The sequence below is a fragment of the Evansella halocellulosilytica genome (genome assembly GCF_002335745.1).
In the GTDB taxonomy this organism is placed as follows: Bacteria; Bacillota; Bacilli; order Bacillales; family Salisediminibacteriaceae; genus Bacillus_CA; species Bacillus_CA halocellulosilytica.
In genome coordinates this window covers 727,641-745,042 of the sequence record NZ_NIST01000001.1, presented here as the reverse complement: position 1 = coordinate 745,042, position 17,402 = coordinate 727,641, and the positions used below count along the sequence as shown (strand labels likewise).

Here is a 17,402-nt window from a genome sequence, read left to right as displayed (position 1 = left end):
CTCTTATTGATTTAGAACTTTATCTAACCTTGCAACAACGACATCTTTCCCTAACAATTCAATTGCTTGCGGTAAATCTGGACCATGCATTTGTCCGGTTGTTGCAACCCGTATCGGCATAAAGAGCCTCTTCCCTTTAAAACCTGTCTCTTTTTGTACTTCTTTCATCGAAGCTTTGATTTGATCCGCTTTAAAATCTTCTAAAGAAGCCACTTTATCTTTAAATGCGCTGAGAACTTCTGGAACTTGTTCTTCCTTTAAAACGTCCTGCGCATCTTCATTATAATCGATATCAGTCTTAAAGAACAACTCAGTTAACCCGACAATTTCCGCTCCGTAACTCATTTTTTCCTGATGGAGTGCAATAAGCTTTTCAGCCCATGCACGTTCCTCCGCAGTTAGTTGTTGCGGGAGCTTTCCAGCTTTAATCAAATGTGGCAGTGCCAACTCGACAACGCGATCGACATCAGCTGCTTTCATGTATTGGTTGTTCATCCACGCAAGCTTTTTCGTATCAAATACTGCAGGAGCCTTAATGACTCGTTCCAAGCTAAACTGCTCAATTAATTGTTCTTTTGTTAAAATTTCCTCTTCGCCACCTGGAGACCATCCGAGTAAAGCGATAAAGTTAACGATCGCCTCTGGCAAATAGCCTAAATCACGATACTGTTCAACAAACTGAATAATCGACTCGTCACGCTTACTCATCTTTTGACGGTCTTCATTTAAAATTAAGGATGCGTGAGCAAACTTTGGCGTTTCCCAACCGAAAGCTTCATAGATCAACACTTGGCGAGGAGAGTTTGATAAATGTTCTTCCCCACGAATAACGTGAGAGATTTCCATTAAATGATCATCAATAACAACTGCAAAGTTGTAAGTTGGAATTCCATCTGCCCGAGCAATGACGAAGTCACCAATTCCTTCAGCTTCAAATGTGACATCTCCGCGAACAATATCATCGACTACGACCGTTTTATCTTCTGGTACAAGGAAACGAACGACAGGTTTTCTTCCCTCTTTTTCGTAGGCTTCCCGCTGTTCTTTCGTTAAGTATCGGTCACGTCCGCTATATTTCGGCGTCTCTCCGCGTGAACGCTGTTCTTCCCGCTCAGCCTCTAACTCTACCTCAGACATGTAACAGTAGTATGCTTTTCCTTCTTCAATAAGCTGCTCGATATATTGTTTATAAATGTCTAAACGTTCCATACTTTTATATGGAGTATACGGGCCGCCAACATCGACACTCTCATCCCAGTCGATGCCAAGCCATTTCATGCTTTCCATTAATTTTTCAGTTGCTGTATCTACATTCCTTGCTTGATCTGTATCTTCAATTCTAACAATAAATTTCCCATTTTGATGGCGGGCAAATAAATAATTAAATAATGCAGACCGTGCTCCACCAATGTGCAAATGCCCCGTTGGGCTCGGAGCAAACCTAACACGTACTTGTTGAGTCATAGTATGACACCTTCCATTCTTTTGTTCTTAGCTTTCCTTATTTTATCACTTTTTTCTTTCATTAGGTCAAGTTTTCAACCTCGTACAAAATTCGGGTATGAGAGTCTTTTGAAACAAACCTTATGAATTCGTACTTTCCAAAAGAACGACTGCCATTGAAGCAATTCCTTCTTCTCTCCCAGTGAACCCAAGCTGCTCTGTTGTCGTTGCCTTTACATTTACTCGGCTCGTATCTGCTTCAAGTAATTGAGCAATACGTTCTCTCATCTGTTCGATATAAGGAGCCATCTTAGGCTTTTGTGCCATAATCGTGCAATCAACGTTCCCTAATGTCATTCCTTTTTCTTTCGCTATTTCCCAAACATGAGTTAACAGCTTTGCTGAGTCAGCATCTTTAAAATTCGGATCTGTATCAGGAAAATGTTTTCCGATATCCCCTTCTCCAATCGCACCTAAAATAGCGTCTGATATTGTATGTAATAGTACATCAGCATCTGAATGACCTAACAATCCTTTTTCATGAGGGATGTCAATTCCTCCAAGAATGAGCGGCCTTCCTTCTACTAATTGATGAACATCGAACCCTTGTCCAATTCGAATCATCACTGATCTTCCTTTCTTTTTTTAATGATCGCTTCTGCAAAAAGTAAATCTTCTGGTGTTGTCACCTTTATATTTTCATAGTCACCTTCAATGATCGCAACAGGCTTATTCACATATTCCATTAAACTTGCATCATCCGTACCAAAATAGTCGTTCATTTCAGCCTCTTTATGAGCGCTCACTATTTCTGAACAGCGAAAAGCTTGTGGTGTTTGAATAGCCCACAAGCTTGTGCGATCTACCGTTTCCTCAATGAGACCGCCTTGTACTTTTTTTACAGTATCTTTCATTGGAACACCGACAGTCGCCGACACTCCTGTCTCCACTTTACTTACGAGTTTACTAATCACTTCTGTCTGAATAAAAGGGCGTGCCCCATCATGGATAAGTACGACAGGGTCACCTTCGACAGCTTTTAATCCTTCAAATACACTTTGCTGTCTTTCCTTCCCACCAGGCACTAGCTTGTTTATTTTTTTTAACCCGAACTGCTCGATCAGCGCTTCCATTTCAGGCTTTTCTTCGCTATTAATGACCAAAATGATCTCGTCACAAAGAAGATCCCCCTCAAACACACGTAATGTGTGAATGAGGAGAGGATCTTGGTCAATCGTAATAAATTGTTTATTTTTACCTGCCTTCATTCTTTTCCCTTGTCCCGCAGCAGGAATAATGACATTATACTTCCCCATGTTTATCTGTCCTCTTTTTATAGTGCTTTCTCTAGCAGTTTCGGTTTAGCGAAGATCATCCGTCCTGCAGATGTTTGCAAGACACTTGTTACGATGACCTCAATTTCTTTGCCAATATAGTTACGTCCTTCTTCAACAACAATCATCGTACCATCATCAAGGTACGCGATTCCTTGGTTTTGTTCCTTGCCGTCTTTAATGACTTGAACGTTCATTTCTTCACCTGGAAGAACGACAGGTTTTACCGCATTCGCTAGGTCGTTAATATTTAAAACCGCTACACCTTGTAAATCACATACTTTATTTAAATTAAAATCATTTGTGACAACATAACCTTCTATTAGCTTTGCTAATTTCACAAGTTTACTATCCACTTCTTGAATCTCTTCAAAATCACCTTCATAAATTTCAACAGCAACTGAAAGTTCCTTTTGAATTTTGTTTAAAATATCCAACCCTCTACGGCCGCGGTTACGCTTTAATACATCCGATGAATCTGCGATATGCTGTAATTCTTCTAAAACAAATTCAGGAATGATTAAAGTCCCTTCTAAAAATCCTGTCTGGCAAATATCCGCAATACGACCGTCGATAATGACACTTGTATCTAAAATCTTTAATGAGTTTTTTCCGTCTTCTTCAGAAGCAAGATCTCCTTTTTTACGATCTTTCGCGCTCCCTTTATTCGCCATTGGGAAAAAATTCATTAATTCGTCTCGTTTTTTAAAGCCAACTCTAAATCCTAAATATCCAAGAAGTAATGTTAAAAACAGAGGTAATATCGTACTGATTACTGTGACTTGAATTGCCTCTAACGGCAAGCCGATGAGGAATGCAATAAGAAGTCCGATTCCTAAACCCATTGTACCAAAAAGTAAGTCCGTTACAGGAGCCTTGACTAATGTTTCTTCTGTAATACGTATAAATTCAACAATATCATCAACAAACCAAAAAGTAGATAAAAATAATATAATTGCACCTAATGCCGCCCCAGTATACGGATTTGTCAGCCACGCAGGAACTTCTCCTAAGTTCAGCAACTCGATAACATCCGGTATAAATATAAATCCTATTGTCCCACCAACAATCATAATAAACAACTGAATAACTTTACGAAGCATCCTCTACTTCACCTCCTTTAACCATTATAGACAAGTAATATGAATGTAAACGTTATTCTAAAAAAATCACAAAAAGTTACATATTTATTAATATATCCCCGTTTTTAAGGATAACAATACCTTAACAAAACAACTCTAGCGTTGTCAATTACAGTAAATTTTCAATTATAACTTTTATTTTACAATTCGTCAAGAATTGATTTATTTTGACATTATATATGACGATCGATAAAGAGTTGTTCTTGAATTCTTGTTAAGCCTTCTTTAATCTTCCTTGCTCGCGCTTCCCCAATTCCGTCAACTTCATCTAATTCTTCTGTATTTGCTCTCAGAATATTTGGCAAGTCTTCAAACCTTTCTATTAAATTCTGAACGACAACCGGGGGAATGCGAGGTATCTTATGCATAATACGGAAGCCTCTAGGACAAATGCCGAATTCAGCTAAATTTGCCGTCTTAGCATACCCTAAAAGTTTGACAATGACTTGATCATCAAGTAACTCCTCATTCGACATTCTCTTTAATTGTTGTAAAAGCTGTTCAGGATCCTGACTAGGGTTTTTCATATAATCTTTTATGAGTAATATTGCTTCTTTCTCAATGTTTGATACGAGTTCTTCAAGCTGCATGGAAATTAAACGCCCTTCATTTCCAAGTTCATTTACGTAATTTAAAATTTCCCCTTTAATCCGCAGTACCATTTCCACTCGATGCATGACTTGAGAGACCTCTTGAAATGTTACGAGCTCTTCAAATTCTAATGCTCCTAAATTCGTAATACTTTGGTCTAGCACTGATTTATATTTTTCTAACGTTTGAACTGCTTGATTTGCTTTTGTTAAGATGACACCGATATCTTTTAACGCATACCGATAATCTCCTTGATATAATGTAATAACATTTCGTCTCTGAGAAATGGAAATGACGAGGTTTCCTGTTTGTCTTGCTACACGTTGTGCTGTACGATGGCGTATTCCTGTTTCAGTAGATTCGATCGCATTGTTCGGTACAAGTTGAGTATTGGCGTATAAGATTTTGTCTCCTTCTTCACTTAAAATGATTGCCCCGTCCATTTTCGCTAATTCATATAAATATGCCGGTGAAAATTCACAATTAATGAAAAAGCCGCCGTCGACAATATTCATCATCTCATTATTATACCCTAATACGATAAGTCCTCCTGTTTTCGCCCGAAGAACATTATCGATCCCTTCTCTTAAAGGCGTTCCTGGTGACACAAGCTTCAGTACATTACTGATGAAATTAGAATCATAATTCGAATGTTGGTGATCCACTTGTCGTTCCTCCTAACGTCACATCTAATGCGTCATTGACAGTCGTTACACCGACGACTTCTATCCCTTTTGGTATCGTCCACCCGCCAATGTTTTTCTCGGGGATGATCACACGTTTAAACCCTAACTTTTCCGCTTCTAATACTCGTTGCTCAACACGGGAGACCCGTCTTACCTCCCCTGTCAATCCTACTTCTCCAACAAATACATCTGTCGGTGAGGTTGGCGAATTTCTAAAACTTGATGCGATTGCAACAGCAACCGATAAATCAATTGATGGTTCATCTAATCGGACACCGCCAGCTACTTTGACGTATGCATCTGAATTTTGTAACAGCATCCCAACCCGCTTTTCTAAAACAGCCATTAATAATGAAATCCGGTTGTGGTCAATGCCAGTCGCCATTCTTCTAGGATTACCAAAACTAGTCGGAGAAATTAACGCTTGAATTTCTACTAAAACCGTTCTCGTTCCTTCCATTGAAGCGACAACAGCTGAACCTGCCGCTCCTGCTGAGCGTTCTTCAAGGAAAATTTCAGAAGGATTGAGTACTTCTTTTAACCCGAGTTCTTTCATTTCAAATATCCCTATCTCATTCGTTGATCCAAATCTGTTTTTTACAGCACGGAGAATCCGGTATGTATGATGCCGTTCGCCTTCAAAATACAAAACAGAGTCAACCATATGCTCTAATAAACGCGGACCCGCTATCGAACCTTGTTTCGTTACATGTCCAACAATAAAAATAGGTATTCCTTTCGTTTTCGCTACTCTCATAAACGCAGCTGTACATTCACGTACTTGCGAAACACTTCCAGGTGCACTGCTTACACTATCCAAATAAACGGTCTGAATCGAATCAATTATAACGAGTGCTGGATTTATTTCTTCTATCGCTTTTTCAATATGCTCAACATCGGTTTCTGCTAATACGTACAATTCATCGTTCGATATTTCCAACCGGTCTGCTCGAATCTTCGTTTGTTTGACTGATTCTTCCCCAGATATATAAAGCACCCTTTTTTTACTCTTAGACATTTCAGCTGAAACTTGCAAAAGTAAGGTTGATTTACCAATTCCCGGATCTCCACCAACTAAAACTAAAGATCCTGGGACAATCCCTCCACCCAATACACGGTTTAATTCATTAATATGGGTATCATAACGAGCTTCTTCTGTTCTTTCGATCTTCGTAATTGGTTGAGGTTTCATTGTTGTTGTACTAGGTGAAGTGACAAATCCTCGTTTTTTTTCCGTCGCTGAAGGTTGAAACTCCTCGACCATCGTATTCCAGCTCTGACATCCCGGGCATTTCCCCATCCATTTCATCGATTCATAGCCACATTCCTGACAAACGTATTTTGTTTTTCTTTTCGCCATTTGAAACCACTTCCCATCCGTACATGATTGGTCCGTGTTCAAAAAAGAGGACAATAAGAGTTATTCCGAATCCTTTGCAACGTCATTTCATCGAAAACGTTCATTTACGTCATCGTACGGCTTTTTATGTATTCGAACATTTCACTAATCATTTCCTGACTTTTTGAACAGCTTTATTGTTTATTTTACCATGAATTATTTTATCCAGATATTTTCAACAAGCCCAAAAATCGATGTAGATGAAAAACCGGAAAAAGCACTAATACTTTTTCCGGCAACTCTTAATACAATGATACGAATTAGCTAGTCATTGCTTCTGAAGTAACAATGTATTCATCATCTTTCACATCAATGACCACTTTTTGACCTTTTGAAATATTCCCCTTCAGCAATTCTTCAGAAAGACGGTCTTCAACTTGCTTTTGTAATGCTCGACGAAGCGGCCTAGCTCCATATTCAGGGTCAAACCCTTCATTTGAGATTTTTTCTTTTGCTTTATTTGTCAACTCAAAGTCGATCCCTTGTTCAGAGAGTCGTTTCTTCAATTGCTCTGACATTAATGAAACGATTTCTTTAATATGATCTTTCTCAAGTGAGTGGAAGACAATAATTTCATCAATACGATTTAGGAACTCCGGACGGAAGCTTTTCTTCAGTTCTCCCATCACTTTTCCCTTCATATCTTTGTAGTCTTGCCCTTCCTGTTGCGCAGTAAAACCTAGACTCTTAGCCTGTCGAAGCGTGCTTGCTCCAACATTGGATGTCATAATAATCGCCGTATTTCTGAAATCGACTCTGCGACCTTTGGAGTCCGTTAAGAACCCATCCTCTAAAACTTGAAGCAGAATGTTAAACACTTCAGGGTGAGCCTTTTCAATTTCATCTAATAAAATGACAGAGTATGGCTTTCTGCGAACTTTCTCTGTTAATTGTCCACCTTCTTCATGTCCTACATATCCAGGTGGTGACCCGACGAGACGAGATGTCGTATGTTTTTCCATGTACTCTGACATGTCTATACGAATAATGGCATCCTCATCGCCAAACAATGATTCTGCAACAGCTCGTGCCAATTCCGTCTTACCTACCCCTGTCGGTCCTAAGAAAATAAATGAACCAATCGGACGTTTAGGGTCTTTTAAACCTGCTCGTGCTCGGCGGATTGCTTTTGAAACAGCTTCTACCGCTTCATTTTGGCCGATTACACGATTATGAAGAATCTCCTCCATACGAAGTAAGCGGTCCGTCTCCTCTTCAGCGAGCTTGCTCACTGGTATTCCAGTCCAGCTGGAAACGACCATCGCAATATCATCTGTAACAACCTCGGAGTTTTCCTGACCTTGCTTTTCCTTCCATTGCTTTTTCAAGTCATCTAATTCTTCACGAATTCGTTGTTCACTATCTCTTAAAGATGCGGCTTTCTCAAATTCTTGGCTTTGTACTGCAGCATCTTTTTCTTTTCTCGTTTCTTCTAATTTTTGCTCCATTTCTTTCAAGTTCGGTGGTGCTGTATAAGAACGGAGTCGGACTTTAGACGCTGCCTCGTCAATCAAATCAATTGCTTTATCTGGTAAAAAACGATCGGAAATGTAACGATCTGATAGTTTGACTGCTGCATCGATCGCATCATCTGTAATGGTTACACGGTGATGAGCTTCATAACGATCACGCAATCCTTTTAAGATTTGAGCAGATTCCTCAAGTGTCGGTTCATCCACTTGAATAGGCTGGAATCTTCTTTCTAACGCAGCATCTTTTTCAATGTACTTTCGATATTCATCTAATGTTGTCGCACCGATACATTGAAGCTCACCGCGGGCTAGAGATGGTTTTAAAATGTTAGATGCGTCAATTGCACCTTCAGCTCCTCCAGCACCAATCAATGTATGCAATTCATCGATAAATAGAATAACATTACCTGCTTGGCGAATTTCCTCCATCACTTTCTTTAATCGGTCTTCAAATTCACCTCGGTATTTTGTACCTGCAACGACTGTTCCCATATCTAACGTCATCACTCGTTTATTTCGAAGTGTTTCAGGAACTTCATTATTAATAATTTGCTGTGCAAGTCCTTCTGCAATTGCTGTTTTACCAACACCTGGTTCACCAATAAGTACAGGGTTGTTTTTTGTACGGCGACTTAATACTTGGATGACGCGTTCGATCTCTTTGGAACGGCCGATTACCGGATCAATTTGATCCTCTTTAGCAATTGCTGTTAAATCACGTGCTAAGCTGTCTAAAGTAGGCGTACTAACATTACTGCCAGAACCTCCGGTAGACTGCTGCTGGCTATTAGCAGATTCACTGCTCCCTAGTAACTGTAAAACTTGTTGTCTTGCTTTATTTAAGCTGACTCCTAGGTTATTTAAAACTCTAGCAGCCACACCTTCACCTTCACGGATTAATCCGAGGAGGACGTGTTCAGTACCTACGTAAGAATGTCCTAACTTACGTGCCTCATCCATTGAGAGCTCAATTACCTTTTTCGCTCGAGGTGTATAATGCACTTGTGTTGACTGTTCTTCCCCCCGACCAATAAGGTTTTCAACTTCACTCTGAATTTTATCTGAACTTAGTCCGAGAGCACTTAATGCTTTAGCAGCAATCCCTTCACCTTCGCGAACTAAACCAAGGAGAATGTGCTCAGTACCAATATTATTATGCCCTAACCTTGTTGCTTCCTCCTGTGCTAATGCAAGAACCTTTTGTGCTCTTTCTGTAAAACGTCCAAACATCATTTGTTTCCACCTCCGCTTTGAAATTCACTTTCTAATTTTAATCTTTCACGAATTAACAATGCTCTCCTTTGGTCTCGCTGTTCCGGTGACAGAATTTCACCTGCATATTGCTGCAAGAACCCTGGCTGTGTCAAAATCATTAACTCATTTAAAATCTTGCCACTTACACCCTTTATTAAACCCATATCGATTCCTAATCGTACATCTGACAACCGCTGAGTTGCTTCTTTTGATTCCATATTCCGACTGTACGATAGGATTCCATATGATCGATATACACGGTCTTCGATTTGTACTTTTGATTGTTCTAGTAATAATTCACGAGCTGATCGTTCCTGCTGAATGAGTTGCATAACGACACTGCGTAAATCATCGATAATATCTTGTTCAGACTTTCCTAACGTCATTTGGTTTGAAATTTGAAACAAGTTTCCTAATGCCTCGCTTCCTTCCCCATATATCCCTCTAACAACGAGACCAAGTTGGTTGATCGCAGGAAGGATTCGTTTCATTTGCTGGGTGATAACTAATGCTGGAAGATGCATCATGACAGATGCCCGTAATCCTGTCCCGACATTTGTCGGACAGCTAGTTAAATACCCCCGCTTCTCTGTAAAAGCAAAGTCAACTTTTTCTTCCATCCAATCATCTATTTCATTGGCATACTTTAACCCTTGATTCAGTTGAAATCCAGACAGCAATACTTGAATTCGGAAATGGTCTTCTTCATTAACCATTACACTTAATGATTCATCTTCACTAAGTAATACCGCTCCTGCTTTTGATTCGTCAGATAAGTTTGGACTAATCAAATGTTTTTCAACAAGCACTCTTTTTTCATTTTGTTTCAACTCTTCCATATTTAGAAGCTCTAGCTGGCCGAATTTACGATGAGCATGACCGGCAAACCGTTGTTCAACATCTTGAATCACTTCACTTAATTGCTCTTTTGAGGCAGCGATTGGAAATGGTTTATCTGCTAAATTTCTTGCTAATCGAACCCTGCTACTTAATACGATATCGGCCTCAGGACCTTCGTTGTTCATCCACGGGCTGATCGCATTACTAATGAAATTTTGAAGAGACATTTCTCACCCCTCCTTTTTCTCATTTAAGCTCTTTTCTAAGGAGCGAATTTGATCACGTACTTCTGCTGCTTTTTCAAATTCCTCGTTTTGAATATAACGCTGCATCTCTGCCTTGAGCTGTTCTATTTCTTTATGAATGTGAAGATCCTTCCCGAGCCGCTTCGGTATTTTCCCACCGTGAACCGCATTGCCACTATGAATTCGTTTGAATATCGGGTTCAACTTTTCATCAAATGTTTTATAGCATTCCGAACAGCCAAACCTGCCTATTTCTGCAAATTGAGGATAAGTCATATTACAAGAACTACACGTTAGCTGATGTCCTTTATTTGAAACACTTTGGTCTGATGAAGACATCGGCTGCTCAAAATCAAGTAATCCTGATAACAGTTGGTGAATCGAAAAGCTATTTGATCCTGGTATATAGTCTCCTTTTTCCTTTGCACATTGGTCACATATATGAAATTCTGTTTTCTTGCCATTTATAATTTTTGTAAAATGCAAAGATGCTTCCCTTTGATTACATTCTTGACAGAGCATACCTAATCCCTCCTTCTAAATTACTCTTTCAACTCTTTATATTTTAAAGTTGCTATCATTGACTTTAACAACCTTGCCCTCACTTCATCCCGTAAAGGAAGCTTCAAAGTGATCGTTGACCTATCAATCGCACTTAGCATTAAATTTGCTTCTCGTTTAGAGATCGCACCTTCTTCCAACAGTCTCAGCACGATATTAGCACCAGACGCTTGAGGGATTTCGTGACCAATTAATTCAATAATTTGATCAAACAAGGCCATTTGATCATCAGGCCTTACTTTTATGATTCGAATATATCCCCCGCCACCACGTTTACTCTCAACTAAATAACCACGTTCAACTGTAAAACGAGTACTGATGACATAATTGATTTGCGAAGGTACACAATCGAACTTCTCAGCTAATTCGCTACGCTTAATTTCAACACCTTCATGTTCACTTTGTTCAATTATTTTCTTTAAATATTGCTCGATAACATCCGATATATTCCCCATCACGATCCCTCCTGCGAGTGATGAACAGGTTTTATTAGTCATTATAATGAAGATAAAGTCAAATTAACTTATTTTTGACTTTGACTATCTTTGACTATAATTTTATTATATCCATATTTTTAAGTTCTGCAACCTTTTTGCATTTTATTAGCATTTCAGCATTCATTTACAGTATGACCACGAACTTTTCCCTTAATTCTAACGAGATTCAAGGGTTACTTCTAGGACAAACGCCATTCGCTGCAGTTGATCTAATACTGTGAACATGACTTCCTTATCTTCATATTCCACTAAAAGACGATATTCAATCATAGGTTTATCATTATATATTTTCTGTTTTTCAGACTTGATTCCACTTATTATTATTTTTGCTTCTTCAATTTCCTTTACTAAAAGGTTTAATTCACTGCTCTCTTCTTCCACTAGTACATATATTTGCTTTTTATTACTTTTTGATAAAAAGTTAAAGTTAATTTTTCCAAGAAAAAATAAACTTAAAATCACAATAACGGTTGTGATAATAGCTGGTGTATACATCCCAGCACCAACTGTCAAACCAATGCCAGCTACAACCCATATAGAAGCGGCTGTCGTTAACCCTCTTACCGTATACCCTTGCACTAATATTGTTCCAGCACCTAAGAAGCCAATACCACTTACAACATATGCAGCAAGACGTGAAGGGTCAAATGTAACAACATCAGGATTATTTTCCATATAAGTCTGGAACCCATAGAACGCCAATAGCATAATTAAACAGGACCCTACACTAACAAGCATGTGTGTCCGAAAACCAGCTGGGTGATGGTGAAACTCTCTTTCCACCCCTATTAACCCACCTAATAAAGCTGCCAAAATAAGTCTGACAGTCATTATAGTAGTATCATTTGTTGTAATTAATCCCCAATCCATTTTCTTCACCTGCCAAGTCCTTTATTATTATGTTTTATTCTTAAAAATGTATTTACATTAAGCTTTAGTGAGATATTTATCCATCACTTTTTAATTATATGATGTATTTTATTGTTATAACTGTTCACTGTCTTTTAAAAATGAGTTTTAATCTATGTACTTTATTTCGATATATATTCCAAGAAACCCTTTAAGTGATCTTTAAACAAAAAGCCCCTTCATTTGGAGGGACTTTTGATTCAGTTGATCCGCAAGTAGTATCCAACTCTCACAAGGGATACTCACAACGGGCGTTTCATGGTGTTATTAATGATTTTTGATGTTTATCCGCGAATTTTTCAGTTTATCCGGTAAAATATTCAATTTATCCATGAAAAATTTGAGTTTATCCGGTAAAAATTTCGTTTTATCCGCGAAAAATCCGGGTTTATCCGGTAAAATATTCATTTTATCCGCTAACTAGAATGATTCTAAATTAATGATGCTCATACCTATTCCCCTCAATAACATCTCATTTCATGAAAAAAGACACCTTCAATAGAAGGTGCCAGGCTGTTGAGAAAGTTTTCTCAACAGCCTTTTTTTAAAAGAAAAGTATGATATCTCACGATCTCATCCCTCCCGGCGGACGCTTTCCATGGGGCTTGTCTTCAACTAATTCTGACTCAGCGAAGCATCGTCAGAATGGATTTTCAGACTGCGCTGATCCCATTGGAGTCGCCGCCTTTCGTTCTTCAATCAACCTAGAACATCCATCGTTTCCTATTTAGAAATGATGGTTATTTTTTCATCAGTTTTATCTGATTATTCAGGTAAATATAGTATAATATAGATAAAACCACTCGTGAGGTGATCGTGTGTTACGCCCCATTCGTGCAAAACAAGTTGAACTCGAAATGGTCTCTATCGATCAGTTAGTCTCAGACGACCACTTACTAAGAAAAATTGATGCCAAACAGCTCCACGGGCTTCGCTACTGCCGGTTACGCAGCTTAAAGGGCGCATCAGAACAAGCGTTGATGACAGCGGCAGCACAAAACATAAAAAAGATCGCAAACCACCTCTCAGCGAGCTAAGAGGTGGTCTTTGATTGCCCAGCAGCGTCCTACTCTCACAGGGGGCGCCCCCAACTACCATCGGCATCGGCGCTTTTCGGCACACGATGAACGGCGAATCTCCGACGTACAGGATGTACTAGTGCTGGCGTTACAACAGGAAGTTGTGCTCTTAGCCAGCGTTCATTCCTCTCATTGCTCACTTCTCATGGACATCGTACATTCCGAGGCTCGCTTCCTTGACCTTCTTGTTCCCCCTGTACATTCCCTGTTTGATATCTTACGATATCACTTTCTTTTTTTCATTACATAGAAAAAAGACACCTTCTTTTGAAGGTGCCTTTGATAGCCCAGCAGCGTCCTACTCTCACAGGGGGAGAGCCCCCAACTACCATCGGCGCTGGAGAGCTTAACTTCCGTGTTCGGCATGGGAACGGGTGTGACCTCTCCGCTATCGTCACTGGACTATTTAAATGTTGAGAAGTTCTTTTGTTTATCCTCTCAAAACTAGATAACATTTGACTGATGACCTTCGGTATTAGAAGGTTTGATAAAACATTGGTTAAGCCCTCGATCGATTAGTATCTCTCAGCTCCACATGTTGCCATGCTTCCACATGAGACCTATCAACCTCATCTTCTCTGAGGGATCTTACTCACTTGACGTGATGGGAAATCTCATCTTGAGGGGGGCTTCATGCTTAGATGCTTTCAGCACTTATCCCGTCCACACGTAGCTACCCAGCGATGCTCCTGGCGGAACAACTGGTACACCAGCGGTGTGTCCATCCCGGTCCTCTCGTACTAAGGACAGCTCCTCTCAAATTTCCTACGCCCGCGACGGATAGGGACCGAACTGTCTCACGACGTTCTGAACCCAGCTCGCGTACCGCTTTAATGGGCGAACAGCCCAACCCTTGGGACCTACTTCAGCCCCAGGATGCGATGAGCCGACATCGAGGTGCCAAACCTCCCCGTCGATGTGGACTCTTGGGGGAGATTAGCCTGTTATCCCCAGGGTAGCTTTTATCCGTTGAGCGACGGCCCTTCCATACGGTGCCGCCGGATCACTAAGCCCGACTTTCGTCCCTGCTCGACCTGTATGTCTCGCAGTCAAGCTCCCTTATGCCTTTGCACTCTGCGAATGATTTCCAACCATTCTGAGGGAACCTTTGGGCGCCTCCGTTACTCTTTAGGAGGCGACCGCCCCAGTCAAACTGCCCACCTGACACTGTCCCTGAACCGGATCACGGTTCGAGGTTAGAATTCCAGTACAGCCAGGGTAGTATCCCACCGATGCCTCCACCGAAGCTGGCGCTCCGGTTTCCAAGGCTCCTACCTATCCTGTACAAGCTGTACCAAAATCCAATATCAAGCTACAGTAAAGCTCCATGGGGTCTTTCCGTCCTGTCGCGGGTAACCTGCATCTTCACAGGTAATATAATTTCACCGGGTCTCTCGTTGAGACAGTGCCCAAATCGTTGCACCTTTCGTGCGGGTCGGAACTTACCCGACAAGGAATTTCGCTACCTTAGGACCGTTATAGTTACGGCCGCCGTTTACTGGGGCTTCAATTCAGAGCTTCTCCCGTAAGGGATAACCCCTCCTCTTAACCTTCCAGCACCGGGCAGGTGTCAGCCCCTATACGTCGCCTTGCGGCTTGGCAGAGACCTGTGTTTTTGATAAACAGTCGTTTGGGCCTATTCACTGCGGCTCTCTCGGGCATACACCCTAATAGAGCACCCCTTCTCCCGAAGTTACGGGGTCATTTTGCCGAGTTCCTTAACGAGAGTTCTCCCGCGCGTCTTAGAATTCTCTTCCCGCCTACCTGTGTCGGTTTGCGGTACGGGCACCAGTCACCTCACTAGAGGCTTTTCTAGGCAGTGTAGGATCAGGAACTTCGCTACTAAAATTTCGCTCGCCATCACAGCTCAGCCTTACGGTAAGCGGATTTGCCTACTTACCAGCCTCACTGCTTGGACACGGACATCCAGTGCCGTGCTTACCCTACCTTCCTGCGTCCCCCCGTTGTTCAAACGGTGACGTGGTGGTACAGGAATTTCAACCTGTTTTCCATCGCCTACGCCTTTCGGCCTCGGCTTAGGTCCCGACTAACCCTGAGCGGACGAGCCTTCCTCAGGAAACCTTAGGCTTTCGACGGAGGGGATTCTCACCCCTCTTTTCGCTACTCATACCGGCATTCTCACTTCCAAGCGCTCCACCCATCCTCTCGGTTGAGCTTCAACGCCCTTGGAACGCTCCCCTACCACTGTCCGTAAGGACAATCCATAGCTTCGGTGATACGTTTAGCCCCGGTACATTTTCGGCGCAGAGTCACTCGACCAGTGAGCTATTACGCACTCTTTCAATGATGGCTGCTTCTAAGCCAACATCCTGGTTGTCTAAGCAACTCCACATCCTTTTCCACTTAACGTATACTTGGGGACCTTAGCTGATGGTCTGGGCTGTTTCCCTCTTGACTACGGATCTTAGCACTCGCAGTCTGACTCCCGAGGATAAGTATTTGGCATTCGGAGTTTGACTGAATTCGGTAATCCTGTGGGGACCCCTAGTCCAATCAGTGCTCTACCTCCAATACTCTTCCCTCGAGGCTAGCCCTAAAGCTATTTCGGGGAGAACCAGCTATCTCCGAGTTCGATTGGCATTTCACCCCTACCCACACCTCATCCCCGCACTTTTCAACGTGCGTGGGTTCGGGCCTCCATCCAGTGTTACCTGGACTTCACCCTGGACATGGGTAGATCACACGGTTTCGGGTCTACAACCACGTACTCATTCGCCCTGTTCAGACTCGCTTTCGCTGCGGCTCCGTCTTTTCAACTTAACCTTGCACGTAATCGTAACTCGCCGGTTCATTCTACAAAAGGCACGCCGTCACCCATTAACGGGCTCCGACTACTTGTAGGCACACGGTTTCAAGATCTCTTTCACTCCCCTCCCGGGGTGCTTTTCACCTTTCCCTCACGGTACTGGTTCACTATCGGTCACTAGGGAGTATTTAGCCTTGGGAGATGGTCCTCCCGGATTCCGACGGGGTTTCTCGTGTCCCGCCGTACTCAGGATCCACTCCGGAGGAAACGAAGTTTCGACTACAGGGCTTTTACCTTGTCCCGCGGACCTTTCCAGGTCGCTTCATCTACTCCGTTTCTTTGTAACTCCGTATGGAGTGTCCTACAACCCCAAGAGGCAAGCCTCTTGGTTTGGGCTCTTTCCGTTTCGCTCGCCGCTACTCAGGAAATCGATGTTTCTTTCTCTTCCTCTGGGTACTAAGATGTTTCAGTTCCCCAGGTCTGCCTTCTCATACCCTATGGATTCAGGTATGGATACCACCTCATTACAGGTGGTGGGTTCCCCCATTCGGAAATCTTCGGATCAAAGCTTACTTACAGCTCCCCGAAGCATATCGGTGTTCGTCCCGTCCTTCTTCGGCTCCTAGTGCCAAGGCATTCGCCGTGCGCCCTTCATAACTTAACCATTTTGCGGCGGATGATCGTCGTTCTTCTGTGTCAGCTGTGTCTCTCGCTCCTGTCACGTATCTATTTCATACGCTCAGTCGCTCAATTCCTTGCTTCCTTGAACAACTCGATCCTCCTTGCAAAACCTACTCAATTTGAGTTTTGCAATTTTGCATATGGCGTCTTTTAACCTTCTAAGACACTCGGTTGTACTCGTTCGAATCCGTTAGGATTCGCTTCAAACAACCGGTGAAGATCAATCAGTCTTTCTACTGTTATCTAGTTTTCAAAGGACAATTTTGCGGCAGATGGCCTGCAGATTTCTGTGTCAGCTTCATTCCTCACCATCCTCACGTACTGTTGTACGCTCCAGTGGCTCGTCAATTGCTTCCTTGAACTCCTTGACCCTCTTTGCAAAACGGCAGATGATCGTCGCTCTTCATCGAATAGCTTAATCCTCTTTGCAAATAACATTTAATGGAGAGATAAAAAAATAACCTCTCAAAACTAAACAAAAAGCGCAAACGTCGATAAAGTA

General features: G+C 41.7%; 11 protein-coding genes, 2 rRNA genes and 1 pseudogene. 1 reads left to right on the top strand and 13 read right to left on the bottom strand.

Going from position 1 to position 17,402, the window contains the following annotated elements; all coding sequences use genetic code 11:
- Positions 1-3: 3 nt before the first annotated feature.
- The 11 genes from gltX to CD001_RS03310 form a co-directional block, all read right to left on the bottom strand.
- The gene (gene gltX, locus CD001_RS03360; RefSeq protein WP_096186194.1) at positions 4-1,464 is read right to left on the bottom strand and encodes a glutamate--tRNA ligase; all 1,461 of its coding nucleotides are present in this window, start codon (positions 1,462-1,464) and stop codon (positions 4-6) included.
- Between the two features lie 120 nt (positions 1,465-1,584).
- A complete protein-coding gene (gene ispF / locus CD001_RS03355; RefSeq protein WP_096186193.1) occupies positions 1,585-2,067 on the bottom strand; it encodes a 2-C-methyl-D-erythritol 2,4-cyclodiphosphate synthase in 483 nt (160 codons plus the stop codon).
- Positions 2,067-2,759, bottom strand: coding sequence for a 2-C-methyl-D-erythritol 4-phosphate cytidylyltransferase (gene ispD / locus CD001_RS03350; RefSeq protein ID WP_096186192.1), 693 nt, complete (start codon positions 2,757-2,759; stop codon positions 2,067-2,069). The genes ispF and ispD overlap by 1 nt, the downstream gene beginning before the upstream one ends.
- 17 nt (positions 2,760-2,776) lie before the next feature.
- Positions 2,777-3,880 carry a PIN/TRAM domain-containing protein gene (locus CD001_RS03345; protein WP_096186191.1) on the bottom strand — a complete coding sequence of 368 codons (1,104 nt, stop codon included), beginning with the start codon at positions 3,878-3,880 and terminating at the stop codon, positions 2,777-2,779.
- 212 nt (positions 3,881-4,092) lie between these two features.
- Complete coding sequence (gene disA, locus CD001_RS03340) at positions 4,093-5,175, bottom strand: DNA integrity scanning diadenylate cyclase DisA (protein WP_096186190.1); 1,083 nt, start codon at positions 5,173-5,175, stop codon at positions 4,093-4,095.
- Positions 5,150-6,556, bottom strand: a complete 1,407-nt coding sequence (radA, locus tag CD001_RS03335) for a DNA repair protein RadA (protein ID WP_096186189.1) — start codon at positions 6,554-6,556, stop codon at positions 5,150-5,152. The genes disA and radA overlap by 26 nt, the downstream gene beginning before the upstream one ends.
- A 299-nt stretch (positions 6,557-6,855) precedes the next feature.
- A complete protein-coding gene (gene clpC / locus CD001_RS03330; RefSeq protein WP_096186188.1) occupies positions 6,856-9,300 on the bottom strand; it encodes an ATP-dependent protease ATP-binding subunit ClpC in 2,445 nt (814 codons plus the stop codon).
- Positions 9,297-10,388 (bottom strand): protein arginine kinase, encoded by a 1,092-nt coding sequence (locus tag CD001_RS03325; protein WP_096186187.1) that lies wholly within the window; start codon positions 10,386-10,388, stop codon positions 9,297-9,299. The genes clpC and CD001_RS03325 overlap by 4 nt, the downstream gene beginning before the upstream one ends.
- 3 nt (positions 10,389-10,391) lie before the next feature.
- Complete coding sequence (locus tag CD001_RS03320) at positions 10,392-10,928, bottom strand: UvrB/UvrC motif-containing protein (protein WP_096186186.1); 537 nt, start codon at positions 10,926-10,928, stop codon at positions 10,392-10,394.
- A 20-nt stretch (positions 10,929-10,948) separates the two neighbouring features.
- Positions 10,949-11,422: a CtsR family transcriptional regulator gene (locus CD001_RS03315; protein ID WP_096186185.1), complete on the bottom strand. Its 474-nt coding sequence runs from the start codon at positions 11,420-11,422 to the stop codon at positions 10,949-10,951.
- A 198-nt stretch (positions 11,423-11,620) separates the two neighbouring features.
- On the bottom strand, positions 11,621-12,334 hold the full coding sequence (locus CD001_RS03310; protein WP_096186184.1) for an MgtC/SapB family protein: 714 nt from the start codon (positions 12,332-12,334) through the stop codon (positions 11,621-11,623).
- A gap of 947 nt (positions 12,335-13,281) precedes the next feature.
- Here CD001_RS03310 and CD001_RS27210 point away from each other — a divergent pair.
- Positions 13,282-13,410 (top strand): annotated as a pseudogene (locus CD001_RS27210) (transposase); the annotation flags it as partial.
- 327 nt (positions 13,411-13,737) lie between these two features.
- Here CD001_RS27210 and rrf read toward each other — a convergent pair.
- Positions 13,738-13,854 (bottom strand): 5S ribosomal RNA (gene rrf, locus CD001_RS03300).
- A gap of 93 nt (positions 13,855-13,947) precedes the next feature.
- Positions 13,948-16,883: ribosomal RNA gene (locus CD001_RS03295) — 23S ribosomal RNA — on the bottom strand.
- Between the last annotated feature and the right edge of the window lie 519 nt (positions 16,884-17,402).